This is a genomic window from Acetobacter sacchari, from assembly GCF_017377715.1.
In the GTDB taxonomy this organism is placed as follows: domain Bacteria; phylum Pseudomonadota; class Alphaproteobacteria; order Acetobacterales; family Acetobacteraceae; genus Acetobacter; species Acetobacter sacchari.
This window is the reverse complement of record NZ_JAFVMF010000014.1, coordinates 76,303-90,495: the sequence shown is the minus strand read 5'-3', so window position 1 is coordinate 90,495 and position 14,193 is coordinate 76,303. Positions and strand designations below refer to the sequence as shown.

Annotated in this window: 10 protein-coding genes and 1 pseudogene; 8 read left to right on the top strand and 3 right to left on the bottom strand. The window is 58.9% G+C overall.

The features are described from left to right. Nucleotides 1–18 precede the first annotated feature (18 nt). Complete coding sequence (locus J2D73_RS13575; protein WP_207882069.1) at nucleotides 19–372, bottom strand: RidA family protein; 354 nt, start codon at nucleotides 370–372, stop codon at nucleotides 19–21. A 190-nt stretch (nucleotides 373–562) separates the two neighbouring features. Here J2D73_RS13575 and J2D73_RS13570 point away from each other — a divergent pair, with 190 nt between their 5' ends. The 5 genes and pseudogenes from J2D73_RS13570 to ptsP all read left to right on the top strand — a co-directional run bounded on the left by J2D73_RS13570 (nucleotide 563) and on the right by ptsP (nucleotide 5,226). Next, complete coding sequence (locus J2D73_RS13570) at nucleotides 563–1,069, top strand: hypothetical protein (RefSeq protein WP_207882067.1); 507 nt, start codon at nucleotides 563–565, stop codon at nucleotides 1,067–1,069. A gap of 160 nt (nucleotides 1,070–1,229) precedes the next feature. Continuing rightward, a pseudogene (gene rapZ, locus J2D73_RS13565) lies at nucleotides 1,230–2,240 on the top strand (RNase adapter RapZ); the annotation flags it as partial. Between the two features lie 179 nt (nucleotides 2,241–2,419). Next, nucleotides 2,420–2,995 (top strand): PTS sugar transporter subunit IIA domain-containing protein, encoded by a 576-nt coding sequence (locus tag J2D73_RS13560; protein ID WP_207882063.1) that lies wholly within the window; start codon nucleotides 2,420–2,422, stop codon nucleotides 2,993–2,995. After that, on the top strand, nucleotides 2,992–3,285 hold the full coding sequence (locus tag J2D73_RS13555) for an HPr family phosphocarrier protein (protein ID WP_408736846.1): 294 nt from the start codon (nucleotides 2,992–2,994) through the stop codon (nucleotides 3,283–3,285). The genes J2D73_RS13560 and J2D73_RS13555 overlap by 4 nt, the downstream gene beginning before the upstream one ends. 60 nt (nucleotides 3,286–3,345) lie before the next feature. Further along, nucleotides 3,346–5,226 (top strand): phosphoenolpyruvate--protein phosphotransferase, encoded by a 1,881-nt coding sequence (gene ptsP / locus J2D73_RS13550; protein ID WP_207882061.1) that lies wholly within the window; start codon nucleotides 3,346–3,348, stop codon nucleotides 5,224–5,226. Between the two features lie 542 nt (nucleotides 5,227–5,768). Here the strand turns inward: ptsP and J2D73_RS13545 are convergent. Further along, the gene (locus J2D73_RS13545) at nucleotides 5,769–8,063 is read right to left on the bottom strand and encodes a M1 family metallopeptidase (RefSeq protein ID WP_243429947.1); all 2,295 of its coding nucleotides are present in this window, start codon (nucleotides 8,061–8,063) and stop codon (nucleotides 5,769–5,771) included. A gap of 34 nt (nucleotides 8,064–8,097) precedes the next feature. On the opposite strand from J2D73_RS13545, the gene J2D73_RS13540 reads away from it, so the two are divergent. Together J2D73_RS13540 and J2D73_RS13535 are read left to right on the top strand one after the other, a co-directional pair. Continuing rightward, nucleotides 8,098–9,693, top strand: coding sequence for an adenosine deaminase family protein (locus tag J2D73_RS13540; protein WP_207882059.1), 1,596 nt, complete (start codon nucleotides 8,098–8,100; stop codon nucleotides 9,691–9,693). Between the two features lie 29 nt (nucleotides 9,694–9,722). Then, on the top strand, nucleotides 9,723–10,802 hold the full coding sequence (locus J2D73_RS13535) for a purine nucleoside permease (protein WP_207882057.1): 1,080 nt from the start codon (nucleotides 9,723–9,725) through the stop codon (nucleotides 10,800–10,802). Nucleotides 10,803–10,959: 157 nt separating this feature from the next. Here J2D73_RS13535 and J2D73_RS13530 read toward each other — a convergent pair whose 3' ends face one another. Further along, on the bottom strand, nucleotides 10,960–12,474 hold the full coding sequence (locus J2D73_RS13530) for a methyl-accepting chemotaxis protein (RefSeq protein WP_207882055.1): 1,515 nt from the start codon (nucleotides 12,472–12,474) through the stop codon (nucleotides 10,960–10,962). 230 nt (nucleotides 12,475–12,704) lie between these two features. On the opposite strand from J2D73_RS13530, the gene J2D73_RS13525 reads away from it, so the two are divergent. Continuing rightward, nucleotides 12,705–14,180, top strand: a complete 1,476-nt coding sequence (locus J2D73_RS13525) for a methyl-accepting chemotaxis protein (protein ID WP_207882053.1) — start codon at nucleotides 12,705–12,707, stop codon at nucleotides 14,178–14,180. The last annotated feature ends 13 nt before the right edge of the window (nucleotides 14,181–14,193 follow it).

Sequence of the window (14,193 nt, the reverse complement as noted above, 5' to 3'; positions counted from 1 at the left end):
TGCACGGGCCTGCGGCGTTTATAGGAGCGCGGTGCGCACAGGCAGATGGACGAACAGGTCGATCTCAATCTCGACGTCAGGCCGTTCGAACTCGGGAACGACAAGCAGGGTTGATATCGGCTGCCTCTCACCGAACGCGCCATACAGAAATGGCGCACAATGCGGGAGGCCGTCGGTTTCCTTGACGCGATAGATGACCCTGACCACGTCGGTCATTGATGCGCCGCGGGCGGCGAGCGCCGCCCGTCCGGCGGAGAGTGCGAGACGGAGTTGCTCGCTCATGCGCGGAGGGAAGTGGTCGGCGTGACGGTCGAAGCCTCTAACGCGCCGGAGGCTGATGCCGTCGCGCTCCTGCTCGCATACCACGGTCATTGCGCGGCGCGCCGGCAGGCGCCGGTGTCGGTTGGCGTTATGATCGAGCCGGCATTCACGCTCTGCGCTCTCCCCTGACTGTTCGAGGCGCGGGGCGCGTCTCGCAAAAACGTCTCGCGTCAGCCGGGTTTCCGGCGTCGCCACAATGTGGTCATAATCGTGAAGCGAGCAAAACGAAAGACGTTGCCGGATGGTAATGCTCACCCCGGGCGGACAGGCCGCCGCCCCACCCGCCTCTCGTTCGCTGCACGCCTGCTGCGCCGCGAGAAATGGCGCTGGGGTTTTGATTTTCGGGCCTTCCGGGGCTGGTAAATCGGACCTCCTTCTTCGTCTCGTTCATGCAGGGTACGACCTTGTCGCCGATGATCGGGTGTTACTCGCAGACGGGGTGGCCTGCGCACCGGCGCCATTGCGGGGGATGGTCGAGGTTCGGGGGTGGGGGCTGGTGCGCATGCCGTTTGTTGAGCGCGTGCGCGCGTATCTCGCGGTTGCGCTCATCGCGTCTGGAGGCGAGGAAACCGCAATGGCCTCGGAACGGTCCCCGGAGCCCGAGACGCATGAGCCGAGCGGGTTGCCGCTCTTGCGGTTGAACGGGTTTCACGCTTCCGCCGTCGCGCGGATCGACGTCGCGCTGGACTGCGTGGCGCCCGCGCCACTCCGTGGTCGCATTGGGGTTATGTCGCTTGGCGATATCTGAAGGCTACGAAATGTTGCCACTTTGTGGGGACGTACTGATATGATGCGCGCGAAAGCGAGGGTAGCGCACAGGTTCGCCCGTGCCCCGTCTTTGCTCTGGGCCACAGTCGCTACTTTCTGGGCCTGTCCATTTTCATCACACAAGGCGCCTTTTCGGTTCCATGGTGACACTTAGCCCTTCTGAAGACAGCGTTACGCCGCGTCAGATTCTTCTCGTCACCGGTCTGTCCGGGGCGGGAAAGTCGTCCATCCTGCGGATTTTGGAGGATCTGGGTCACGAAGTGATCGACAATCCCCCGCTCGGTATGCTCGACGACATCGTGGCGCGTGCGGATCGCCCGATCGCTATCGGCGTCGATTCCCGTACGCGCGGGTTCGATGCGACCGCCGTGCTGGAGGCGCTGGCCCGGCTTCGCGTCAATCCTCATCTTCATGCGGAACTGATCTATGCGGCCGCCGAAGAGGCGACGTTGCTGCGTCGCTATACGGCTACTCGGCGCCGTCATCCGCTGGCGCCGCATGGCAGCGTGAAGGAAGGCATCGAGGCGGAGATCGCCCTTACGGCGAGGCTGCGTGGCAGCGCCGATCTGGTCATCGACACGTCCGACCTGTCTGCCCCCGAATTGCGCCGGTTGGTGGAGGCGCGTTTCGGCGCCTGGCTGACCGGGCCGGATGAGGGCCTGACGGTCATCCTGATGTCGTTCGCCTATCCGTCTGGCCTGCCGCGTGAAGCGGACATGGTGTTCGATGCACGGTTCCTGCGTAATCCGCACTACGATCCGGCTCTGGCGCCGATGACTGGTCTGGATCAGGCCGTGGTCGACTATGTGCGCGCCGATGCGGATTACGAGCCCTTTCTCGCCCAGATCCAGGCGATGCTGAAGCTGGTCCTGCCGCGCTTCGTGCGTGAGGGAAAGAAATACGCGACGATCGCCATCGGGTGCAGTGGCGGTCGACATCGCTCCGTGACGCTGGTGGAGGCGCTGGCGCGCCGTTTGACGGAAGAGGGCGTGTGCCGCGCCGCAGAAGGGGAGGCGGAGGGGCTTGCGACCGGCGACTGGCCCATAGCGGTGGCGCATCGCGAACTTGCCCGACTGGGCGTGGGCGGCACGAGCGGCGGTTGGCGCTGGGCGCGCGAGCCGACGGACGGAATTTCAGATGCGCATGAAACGGGCGCTGGCGATGCGCCGTCTACAGATCGTGCGTCCGGAGAGGCCGCTCCCTCGGCTGGCGCCGACGTCGCATCGAGGCATGACGAGTCTGCAACCGCTTCTGCCGAGCGATTGACGCGCGGGTCGCGGCGTGCTTCGTCCGGAACAGACGCATTACGTTGCATAGCGCAAGGAAACGCATGATCGGTATTGTTTTGGTCACGCAAGGATCTCTTGGCGTGGCCCTGCGCGAGACGATGGAGCATGTGGTCGGTCCGCAGACGCAGATCGCGACGGTCAGCGTTGGCGCGGATGACGATCTGGCGGCGCGTCGGGCTGAGCTGAGCGCGCGTGTAGACGACGTGAACACTGGCGATGGGGTGGTGCTGGTCACCGACATGCTCGGCAGCACGCCGTCCAATCTTGCGGTTGCGATGAGCTGCGCGGGTAAAATTGAGGTTCTGGGCGGCGCCAACCTGCCCATGCTGGTGAAGCTCGCCAAGATGCGCGACCACCGTAACCTTACTGAATGCACGACGCTGGCGGAGCAGGCGGCCCACAAATACATCGCGTGTTCGTCTCACCTGCCGCAGCAATGTCTGGAAGGCGCGCGGAGATGCGCGGAGAGCGCGACGGTCAGGCTCGTTTCGGACGGTCCCGCTGAGCAGGTGGCCGTTGTGGCCGATTGCGCTCAGCAGCAGCCCGCGAAACAATCACCCGACGCAGGGGCGGTTCTCCGTCCGTCGCTGCGGTCTGTCGCGCGTAAGGCTGGATGATGCCCGATGGCGGGGTGGGCGACGCGACGCGATCCGTTGTCGTCGTCAACGCCAAAGGTCTTCACGCCCGCGCGTCAGCCCGCTTTGTCGCTCTTGCGGAGACCTTCGGTGCCGAAGTCACGGTCGATTATGGACAGGAGAGCGTTCCCGGCCAGTCGATCATGGGACTGATGATGCTTGGCGCCGGTAAGGGCGCCGAAATTCAGTTACGCGCCACCGGTCCTGATGCATCGGCCGCACTGGATGCGTTGGTGGCGTTGATTGCCAGTGGCTTCGGCGAAGACGACTGACCCTGTAGACAGGCGCGCGGCGTCTGGCGCAACATGGCGTTACAAATACAGATCACGGCCATGAAACACTCGAAACAAGGGACGGAGCGGGCGACAGCGGATAGCGGTCGGCGGGCTCACACAAAGGAGCGCCCGCATTCGCTGGAGACCAGAACCGAGCAGGTTCTGACCGGCGAGTCGATTGGTGTCGGCGTTGCGATCGGACCGGCGTTTGTCGTTCGGGAGGATCCGGAGCCTGATCTGCGGGAGCGATTAAGTTCGCTTAACCGGGAAGAGGAAGAGGAGCGTTTCCGCGACGCCGTCATCCGGTCGATCTCGCAACTCGGAAAACTACAGGCGAGACTGGCGTTATTGCCTGAAGACAGTCAGTTCGAAATCGGTTCTCTGCTTGACGTCTATCGGCGGATGCTGGGGCCGTCGCGTTTGCAACGCGGGGTGACGCGGCGCATCGCGGAAGGCCTGTCTGCAGAAGCCGCGGTCTTTGAGGAAACGGAGGCGCTTGCGCAGGCGTCGCATCCCCCACAGGGCGCAAGAGCGGGTAGTGGCGAAGATGCCGCTGCGGCAAGGCGACGGGCTGACGAGTTTCGCGAAATCGGGCGTCGTCTTCTGCGCAATCTGACGCGTACGCCTTTTCTGACGTTGCGGGGCATGCCCGACGGCGCGATTCTGGTCACTGAATCGTTGCGCCCCTCTGACGCTGCGTTGATCGACCCGTCGCGGGTCGCCGCCGTCGTCAGTGAAGAGGGCGGCGCGACCGGCCATACGGCAATCATGCTTCGGGCGCTGGGCATTCCCGCCGTTCTCGCCGTAGCGGGGGCGCTCGACGCGGTGTCTGGTGGCGCGGAGGTGGTGGTCGATGGAGATCGCGGGCGTGTCGTCGTCGATCCGGCCAGCGACACTCTTGTGGAGGCGAGAGGGGCTGTCGCAGCCTACGCGCAGGAACGGCAGAAGCTTGGACGGATGCGTCGACTTTCGTCCAAGCTGGCGAGCGGCGAGAAAGTCTTGTTGCAGGCCAATCTGGAACTGCCCGCAGAACTGCCGCTGATTGCACAATCCGGTGCCGCGGGGATCGGTCTGCTGCGCACGGAGTTTCTGTTCATCAACTCCGAAGAACTACCGGATGAGACGACGCAGTTCGAGCTTTACGCTGGTCTGGTGGAGGCGATGGGCGCGGACACGACCACGATCCGCGTGCTCGACTGGGGCGGTGAAAAACCGAGCGAGGCGCTGGAGCGGGCGGGGCTGTCGACGTTGGGTGAGACGGCGAACCCGGCGCTCGGGTTGAGGGGAATACGCCTGTTGCTGAAGCATCCGGCGCTGCTGGAGACCCAGCTTGCCGCGATCCTTCGCGCGTCTGCTGTTGGCCCGTTGCAGGTCCTGTTGCCGATGGTGACGGTTGTGGAAGAGATCACCGCTGCGCGGGATATTTACGAGCGAGTGGCCCGCAGGCTGCGGCGCAAAGGGGTCGCCCTCGCGGAAACCCTGCCGCCGTTCGGCGCCATGATCGAAACTCCTGCCGCAGCTCTTACGGCGGGCGCGCTCGCGCAGCATGCCGATTTTCTGGCTATCGGAACCAATGACCTCACCATGTACGCTCTGGCGGCCGACCGGGCGTCCGCCGATGTCGCGTCGCTTTATGACGCGCTGCATCCTGCCGTGCTGCGCATGATCGCGGACGTGGTGAACGCCGCCTTGCAACATCGCACGCCTGTTTCCCTGTGTGGAGAGATTGCTGGCGACCCTATTCTCACGCCTTTGCTGGTCGGGCTGGGGTTACGGTCGCTGTCGATGACGGCCTCGGCTGTGCCGCGCGTAAAACAGGTCATCCGCTCCGTGCGTTACGAAGAGTGCGTGCGCCTCGGACGCCGCGTGTTGGCGGAAACGGATAGTAAAGCGATCATGAAAGTGTTGCAGGAATTCGGAAACGCTGAAATGGGCTAGATTTTTTTGATTATTTTCTGAAAAACAAAAAACTTTCTAAATCGATTTGATGGCGGCGTGTGCTCAGGCAATGAGTCGGATCCATGGGGGTGAGCCAGTATGATGGTCATGGTTTCCGTCGAGTAGTGCGGCTGTCTTCTAAAATCCAAAAACGGACTGAGGGCGGGAGGAGATCGCATGCTCGCTCGGTAAGACACTATGGGATCGCTAATTGGACGATTGATCGGAAGGAATGGATTTTCTTATGATTTGTCATGTTGTTTTCGAGATCGCCTGGTAATTTGCAAGGAGTCTGTCGCAGAGTAGGCGCGGTTTTCCGGTGGTGAACGGGGGCTCTGCGTCGACGAGAAATTTATGAAGTGCCTAGATTTTAAAAAGAACTTTCGTCGTCTGAAAAAACCATCTCCTCTCAGAGTGCATCTCCTTGGGCGGAGACACATCCGACATCACTCTTGTGACTCACAGAATATGGTGGAGGGTGCTCGGACGGCGGCGTTTGCGTCGCCGCCATCTGAGCGTCTCCGCTTGGTTTGTCTGCGGCCTCAGTGCTGCTGAGGCGTCGCGGTCGGGACTGCGCCGTATGAATTATCCGCACGATTGACGTCGGGAATGGCGCGGTCCGGATCGAGAACCGCAGTGCGGATCTGTTGTGAGCCGGGGATTTGCAGCGTGATTTCGTTGCGCAGCATCCATGTTTCCGTGGGCAGCGTCATACGTGCGGAGCTTCCGTCCGCCCAGGTGATCTGCAGTACGACAGGCAAAGGCAACCATCCGTGGTTGGCGACCTGAACAAGAGCCCCCTTCTTCGGGTCCCCATCGACGTAGCTGACCTGTTTGATGGCGTAGTCGGGCGCCCAGTTGTTGAAATACCAGCCCCGCCAGAACCATGAGAGATCCTCGCCCGCCTCGCTGTCCATCAGACGGAAAAAATCGGATGGCGTGGGGTGGTGGAACGCCCAAAGCGAGATATAGCGTCTGAACGCACGGTCGAAACGGTCAGGACCGAGAATCTGTTCTCTCAGCAACGTCAAACCGTAAGCGGCCTTGAAGTAGGTGACGGGATGACGGTATTTTTCCGACACCACGTCGCTGGGCGCCATCAGGACCGGGGCGTCAGGATCCTTAAGAACCTTGATGATGTCGTCGGCCGGTTTGCCTGTATCCGGCGCGTATTCAGAATCATGCTTTGGCGCGAATTCGCCGTGGTTGAAGTGATCCGACGCAAGGGCGTCGATAAAAGTGTTGAAACCTTCATCCATAAACGCATTGCGGCGTTCGTTCGAGCCGACAATCATCGGGAACCAGCCGTGGCCGAGTTCATGCGTGGTGATCCAGAAAAGCATCGGGTCGCGATCCTGCATGCCGTCGAAGACGATGCCAGGATATTCCATGCCCGCGCCATGGCCGCCGACGTTGATGGCGTTTGGCCAAGGATACGGGTACCACTTTTCGGAGAAATATTCGATGGCGTGCTTGACGTAACTGGTTGAGCGATCCCACCCGTGCGACCCAATGCCCTCGACCGGATAGACCGACATGGCGAGGCGTGGCGCAGGAGGTTTGCCCGGCGCCGGCGCGACGGGCGGCAGGTCCAGCTTCGCCGCATCCCACAGAAGCGCGGCTGAGGCGACGAACGCGACGTCGCGGCTATCGCTCATGTGGAAGCGCCACGTCTTGGTCGCGGGGGCCGTGTCAGGTTTGGCGTCGGCCTTTGCGTCCGGTTTGGCAGGAGACGGAGTCGCCGCGACGGGAGCAGGCGGTGGCGCTATTGCGGCTTCTACGTCAGCCTGCGTGCGGATCATCACGCGCTGGTCGCTCTTCGACGCCGTCACCAGACGGTCGCGCTGCTCCTGCGACAGGACCTCGGCAGGGTTGGCAAGGGCGCCGGAGCCAACGACGATAAAGTTCGCCGGGACCGTCACGCTGTAATCGAAATCGCCGTAATCGAGATAGAATTCCTGACCGAGATAGGGCGCTGTGTCCCACCCGCGAATGTCGTCGTAGACGGCCATGCGGGGATAGAACTGGGCGATCTCGTAGATGTCGCCGTTCTTGCTGGGCGTCACCGACGTGCGACCGCCCCACGGACCCGGCACGGTGTAGTGCCAGGCGATACGGAGCTTGATCTTGCCGCCCTTGGGGAGAGGCTGGGGCAACGGTGTCTGCATGCGGGTGTCGGAGACGAGGGGCTGAATCGGGGTCGTATGCCCGTCGTCGCCGACTGAGACGCTTTCAATGGAAAAACCGTCCGTGTGGTTCGCGTGCCGTTCGGGCGACGAGAAATCCGCACGGGCGCCTTCCTTGTAGATATTCTGGTCGAGCTGCACCCACAGCGTGTCTAGATCGCCTGGGCTGTTGTTGGTGTAAGTGATGACCTCGCTGCCGGTGACGGTCTTGTTGGTCGGGTCGATCGACACCTTGATGTCGTAATCGGCCCCGTTCTGCCATGCCAGCGGGCCGGGAGCGCCGGAGCCGGACCGGTAGGCGTTGACCGGCTGAGGGGAGGCGAGCGGCGCGAAGATTCGTGAAGGTTCAGGCGGAGGAGCGCCGGGGGGCGTCTGATCCGCTGCGCGCGCCGAAAGCTCCGGGCATGCGGTCGCGACCAGCGCGGCGCAGGCAAGAAGCGCCAGCCGCGGGCTCACGCGTCTTCCGTTCCGATGCCGTTGATCGGGTTCATGGTCGAAGGGAGCGGTCGTCGGGATGATGAGCCGGGGCAAGGGGTGTAACCTTTCGCAATCGGCGCCCATAGCGGCAGGCGCTTCGTTCGTCATGGTGGTGGTGTAAGGTGCAGCCGAACCAGCCCTCGCCGTCAAGCTGCGGCCTGTCTCGATCAGCATTGCCAAGCTGTGCGGGAGAGAACACGATACTGCCATGACGATCCGACGCTCGCTTTCCGCCCTCGTTCTCTCTGCAACGCTCGCTCACATTGCAGCGGCGGCAGATGTTCACGCTGCTTATCCTGCGTCGGCGGTCTCGTCGGTGGATCACGATTTCGACGTAACAGCGTCGCGTTTTGACGAGATCCGCACGAACCCTGCCCGCCTGCGTCCTTTCCTGCAGGCGTTTCCCAAAGGCGCCGACCTGCACAATCATCTCGTCGGTGCGATCTACGCCGAGCACATGCTCGACTGGGCGGCGCGCGACCAGCTCTGCGTGTCGGCTGGCGGCGCGATCACTTCCGCGCATTGCGCCGCTGGCGGCCATGACGCCAAAAGTGATGGTCTGCCAGCCGCCGCCGTGATTGCAAATCCAGCACTCTACGCACGTTCCATTGACGCCCTGTCGATGCGGGACTTCGTGCCGACCCCGGAAGATCGGTCGGGGCATGATCATTTCTTCGCAACGTTCGACCGGTTCATGCCAGCCACGTACGCGCATGAGCCCGATATGCTCGCCGATGCGCTGAACCAGGCGGCCATGGACCACGTCCAGTATGTCGAGTTGATGATCTCGCCGCAACTGATGCCGGTCGCGGGCCTCGGCGCGAATGCGCAGGTCACGGACGACGGCGGGTTAAACAGCACACTGGCCTCGGTGTCGCCAAAGTTTGCGGCGCTCGTTTCTGCAGCCCGCGCGGAGACCGACAAGATGGAGGCGGGCGCGCGGCAGATCATGCGCTGCGGGTCGCCAGACGCTGCGCCGGGATGTGGCGTCAGCGCCCGTTACCTGTATCAAACGGTTCGCGTCCTTCCGCCCGGCATGGTGTTTAGCCAGATCGCCTTTGGATATGCGTTGGCGGAGGCCGATCCGCGTTTTGTCGGGATCAACATCGTCGCGCCGGAAGACAACCCAGTCGCCATGCGCGATTACGCGCTGCACATGCGCATGTTCCACTTCCTGTCCGCCCGTCATCCCACGGTGAAGCTGTCTTTACATGCGGGCGAATTGACGGGCGGTCTCGTGCCCCCGGAAGGTTTGCGCGACCATATCCGTCAAGCCGTTGAGGTCGCTGGCGCCAGTCGCATCGGTCACGGCGTTGATGTTCTGTCGGAACGCGATCCGGAAGGTTTGCTGGCTGAACTGGCGCAGCATGGCGTCATGGTCGAGATCAATCTGACCAGCAACGATCAGATTCTCGGCGTGCGCGGCGATGCGCACCCTTTCATGACCTACCGGGCGCATGACGTTCCGGTCGCTTTGTCCACGGATGACGAAGGCGTGTCGCGGGGATCGCTGACGAACGAATATCTGCGTGCGGCCCTCACGTACCCGCTCTCCTACACCAACCTGCGCGACCTTTCCCGGACGGGGCTGGAGCACGCCTTCGCGCCGGGGCGGAGCCTCTGGGCGCAAACGACGCCGTTCAGGATCGAGAGCGCGTGCGCGGGTATCGCGCCCGGTTCCGATGCCGCCGCCGGGCCTTGTCACGATTTGCTCGCCAGTAGCGAGAAGGCGCGCCTGCAATGGGCTCTGGAGGGCGATTTTATTCGTTTCGAACACAACGTGGCTGCTGAAAAACCGCTCTGATCCGTCCTGCTCGACAAAGGTTTTGTCCCATGCGTTTTCGTGCCGCTCTTTTTTCCGCCGCAGCGTTGTCAGCGGTAGTTTCATCCGTCGCAAGCGCCACGGAGCCTCAGCTTCCGGTTCGCGTCGTCGTGGTGACGACTTTCGAGATCGGTAAGGATTCGGGCGATGTGCCTGGAGAATTTCAGACATGGGTCGAAAAACTGCCGCTCCGTCAGGAACTGGCTGCGCCCGGCACCGATCATGGCCTGATGCGCTACAATCCAGACCTTCAGGTGTTGGGCGTTGTCACTGGAGAGGGGCCTGAGCATATGGCGTCCGCGATGACCGCGCTTGTGCTCGATCCGCGTTTCGATTTGAGAAAGACCTATTTCGTGTTGGCGGGAATTGGAGGCATCGATCCGAAATTCGGTTCGGTGGGGTCGGCTGTCTGGGCGCCGCGCGTGATCAATGGCGGTCTCGCGCATCTGATTGACGCCCGGGAGATACCGAAAAGCTGGCCGGACGGTTTCACCCCAGTGATGGGTGCGACGCCGACGGACAAACCGACGCCACCGTTGCATTCTCAATGGGGTGACATGGCATACACGTTGGACCCCGCTTTGGTCTCGTGGGCTTATGGTTTGACGCGCGACGTGGCGCTGCAGGATACGGACGGTTTACGGGCGAGCCGGGAGCGGTATCGCGGTTATGCGCACGCTCAGAAGCCTCCACAGGTCATGCTGGGCGACACTCTTTCGTCCGAGACATTCTGGATTGGCGCGCGCATGAACGCCTGGGCGGAGCGCTGGGTAGCATATTGGACTGAAGGCAAAGGTGTATTCGCCACCACGGCAGAAGAAGATATTGGCTTCATGCAGGCCCTGACGGCGCAGGCCCGAGCTGGGCGAGTCGATATCAACCGCGTCCTGATTCTGCGCACGGCAAGTAACTACGACATGCCCCCGCCGGGTAAAAGCGCAGCCGATTTGCTGGCTGAGGAGGCGCATGAGTCAGGTTTCTCCGGCTTCCTCCCTTCGCTTGACGCCGCATACCAGGTCGGCTCGGTGGTGGTCAGGGAGCTGGCCATGCATTGGGACAAATATCGTGACGCAGCGCCTAAAGGGAACTGATAGACCGAAGACGTGCAATTGGTGGTTGGTGAGATGAAATTGCGCCGTTTTAAGGGCCTGCTCGCCACATCAGATAGAGGATTTTCTCTTAAACGACATCGCCTTCGCCGATCCTGAATTCGTCGTAGGCCAACAGGAAGCCGGTGGCTTTTGTAACCTACGGTGGGAACGTCGCCACCTGTTCTCGTCCCGTGGAAACGCGCTGTCGTCGCTTCTGGTCATGAACCTTGAAGTTCATGACCAGCTGCATCAGGTGAGTCGAGTTTCTCGCCAGCTCGTGGCTTACTCCTGTGGTTCGCCGCATCATGGCTGCATTACTTCTCATCTCGCGTTCCAGCGTAACTACCCCGGCATTGATTTCGTCAATTCTGAGGGCCTGCTCTTCGGCTGCCTCGGCGATTTCGCCGACCAGTCCTCCAGCGTCCACAACAGATCGGGAAATACTTTCGAGCGCAACACCGGTTTCGTTCACCAGCTTCACGCCCTTTGTGACATCCTCGCCGATAGTGGTAATAAGAGCCCTCGTTTCTTTTGCGGCACCTGCCGAGCGTTGCGCCAGAGCACGGACTTCTTTGGCGACGACCGAAAAACCCCGTCCGGCGTCACCCGCACGCGAAGCTTCTACTCCTGCATTCAAGGCCAGGAGGTTGGTCTGAAGTGCGATTTCTTCGATGAGCCCAATTATCTGGCTTATCTTTCCGCAAGATTCGGCGATCTGATCTACTGCTGCTATCGTTTCCGCAACTACCGTTCGGCTTTGCCGTGCCTCCCGGCCGCAAAGAGAAACAGCGGCATCGGCGCTTTTTGCTCGTTGAGCGACAGATTTTACCGAATCCGCCAAGGGGCCAATTGTATTACAGACCGATTGAGGACCTGTGGTCTGCTCAGAAATTCTCTGTAATACCTCTTCGCTTGCTTTGCGAATTTCGCGAGCGCCAACCTCCACCGATTCGGACGAATGTCTCACCTCAAGGATGATCTCGCTAAGGCCGTTGATGACGTTGGCGAAAGCCCCTTCCAAACGCCCTCCGTCATGTGACAGGGCCTCATAATCGCCGAGTAGGAGGTCCCCCTCTGCGACGCGATCTAAAGCAGAGGCAAGTGTATCGAGGCTTGCTATCCTGGCTTCCTGCGCTCGAACTCTTGCGCCCTCCAGATTCTCCAGGTAGGTCGAAATCGCTAAATCCATATCCAGAAGGACGACCTTGATCAGCAGCGCGATCTGTTCACCCAGTTCCTCGCCTCCGCTCTTCGGAGCCGGAGCAGAGAATAAGGATCGCTTAGAGGACGGCCACGCGTCCTTGATTACGCTACGAACGACTTCTCCTAAAAGGACACTGTAACCAGCAATATACCAGCCGGGATTCAATCCAAGCTTGGCGTGCATGTTCCCGATTGCGGTAACCGCGGTAATATAATCTGAACCAAATTTCGCGTCAGTGACAGAATGCCAATGGCTCTTTTGGCGACCCTTTGCAGATTTTATATGCTCTGAATTCTCAAAAAAACTTGAAAGCTCGGAAACTTGTAAAATTTTTTCGTAGAAGAGATCCAGGCCCGCAGGTATGGCCTTCATAATGTCTGGTTGGGCTGAGCGAATGATATCGCACTCGCGTGTGCCTAACCCCAGGAACTGTAGTTTGCGTTGTATGTCATCATGCAAATTGTTCACGTCGGAATCCTGTCGAAAGACAATAGAGCGGCTTAAAAAGCATAATTTAAAAATAATTCCGAACACGTTACCAAAAAGTTGACGCGGGGCATCGAGGCGCTTTAACGCGTTTGGTAACCATTTTTTATCAAAATTCGGTATTTACATGAGTTTGATAGGACCCGGTGAACGGGGGTTAGCTGTTGCGGAGTCAAAAATTTAAATTTCGACCCGCGAGTGGAAGTGAAAAAATGCGCCTGCTTCGTTCTTCTTTAGAGAGTTTTGTTTCGGCGTACATAAGTTGTGTGATAATTTTCTTGTGTATTTTTCCTATAGTTTTGCGCTTACAAATTGGAAATTTTTCTCCATTGTTAATTTTATTTACGTTTGCCTTGTTTTTATTTTCTACTTTTCCTATAATTATGTTTTTTGTTAAAAAAGTAAAGTCACCTATTCTTGAGGTAATTCGATTCGTCAGTCAAGCAGACGTTTCATCGCCGATAAATCTTAATTCCTCTTCTTTTAAATTTGGTATAATAAAGGGGTTGCGTCAATCCATCGAGCACGCCAGTTTGAAATTCGTCGATCGCATGGATTATTTAAAAAAAGAATTGAAAAACGAAAATGTATCGAAAAATAGTATTCAACTACGTTTAGATTTAGCGGAAAAAGAAAGGGATTCAGCGAACCAGGCTCTGGAGCAGATGGTGGACGCGATGAAGAAGCTCGCTGCTGGCGACTTTGGATATCGTTCCGATAATATTATAGATAATAAATATCAAATTCAAAAAAATATCTTTAACGAATCGATTGATAAATTAGCCGAAATTTTTGGACGAGTTGCGTCAAGCGTAGCGACAATAGCGTCGGGCTCGTCGGAAATTGCATTAGCGTCTGACGATCTGGCCCGTCGTACTGAAAGGCAGGCTGCCAATCTTGGTGAGACAGCCGCCTCTGTAAATACAGTTACTGTTGGGGTTCAGAAAACAGCGCAGGCCGCCCTTGATGCCAGAAAAGCGGCGGGCGGCGCTCGTGACGAGGCCACAGAGTCCGGTGCGGTGATGAAGTCGACCATAGAAGCCATGCGGGAAATAGAGGATTCCTCAAAAAAAGTCGCTGATATATTGGGTGTTATAGACGAAATTGCATTTCAAACGAATCTTCTGGCGCTCAACGCTGGAGTCGAAGCGGCAAGGGCAGGCGACGCAGGACGCGGTTTCGCTGTTGTTGCCACGGAAGTTAGATCGCTTGCACAACGTTCCGCCGCCTCTGCTAAAGATGTTAAGGAACTTATCCTATTGTCGGGCCGTCAGGTTTCCCGCGGGGTAACGTTGGTGACACAGACAAGCGCGGCACTATCGAAAATATCACACAATGTAGGTACCATATCATCATTGATCGAAGACATCTCCTCATCGGCGCACCAGCAGGCTGAGAATTTGACTGAAATTAACAGGGCTATTGGGGAAATGGACCAGACGACGCAGCAGAATGCGGCGATGGTAGAACAAACAACGGCAGCGAGCCACAATCTTACCAGAGAAACGAGGGATCTTGAAAATCTCGTGGGTGATTTTCATATGAAGGATCATATTCGTAGCCTGGGCCAGAAAACGAAACAAACAAAATCTTTGGTATCCTTTGATAAAATAGAACAAAAAAATATTCAAAAAACAAAACATGTCGACAGTAAAATACCGTCAGATGACGGGTGGGAAGACTTTTAAATACATGGAAAGT

Bases quoted from the DNA above. Each gene is read 5' to 3' on its own strand.
- J2D73_RS13575 (WP_207882069.1), bottom strand. From the start codon at position 372: ATGACCGTGGTATGCGAGCAGGAGCGCGACGGCATCAGCCTCCGGCGC.
- J2D73_RS13570 (WP_207882067.1), top strand. From the start codon at position 563: ATGGTAATGCTCACCCCGGGCGGACAGGCCGCCGCCCCACCCGCCTCT.
- J2D73_RS13560 (WP_207882063.1), top strand. From the start codon at position 2,420: ATGATCGGTATTGTTTTGGTCACGCAAGGATCTCTTGGCGTGGCCCTG.
- J2D73_RS13555 (WP_408736846.1), top strand. From the start codon at position 2,992: ATGATGCCCGATGGCGGGGTGGGCGACGCGACGCGATCCGTTGTCGTC.
- ptsP (WP_207882061.1), top strand. From the start codon at position 3,346: ATGAAACACTCGAAACAAGGGACGGAGCGGGCGACAGCGGATAGCGGT.
- J2D73_RS13545 (WP_243429947.1), bottom strand. From the start codon at position 8,063: ATGCTGATCGAGACAGGCCGCAGCTTGACGGCGAGGGCTGGTTCGGCT.
- J2D73_RS13540 (WP_207882059.1), top strand. From the start codon at position 8,098: ATGACGATCCGACGCTCGCTTTCCGCCCTCGTTCTCTCTGCAACGCTC.
- J2D73_RS13535 (WP_207882057.1), top strand. From the start codon at position 9,723: ATGCGTTTTCGTGCCGCTCTTTTTTCCGCCGCAGCGTTGTCAGCGGTA.
- J2D73_RS13525 (WP_207882053.1), top strand. From the start codon at position 12,705: ATGCGCCTGCTTCGTTCTTCTTTAGAGAGTTTTGTTTCGGCGTACATA.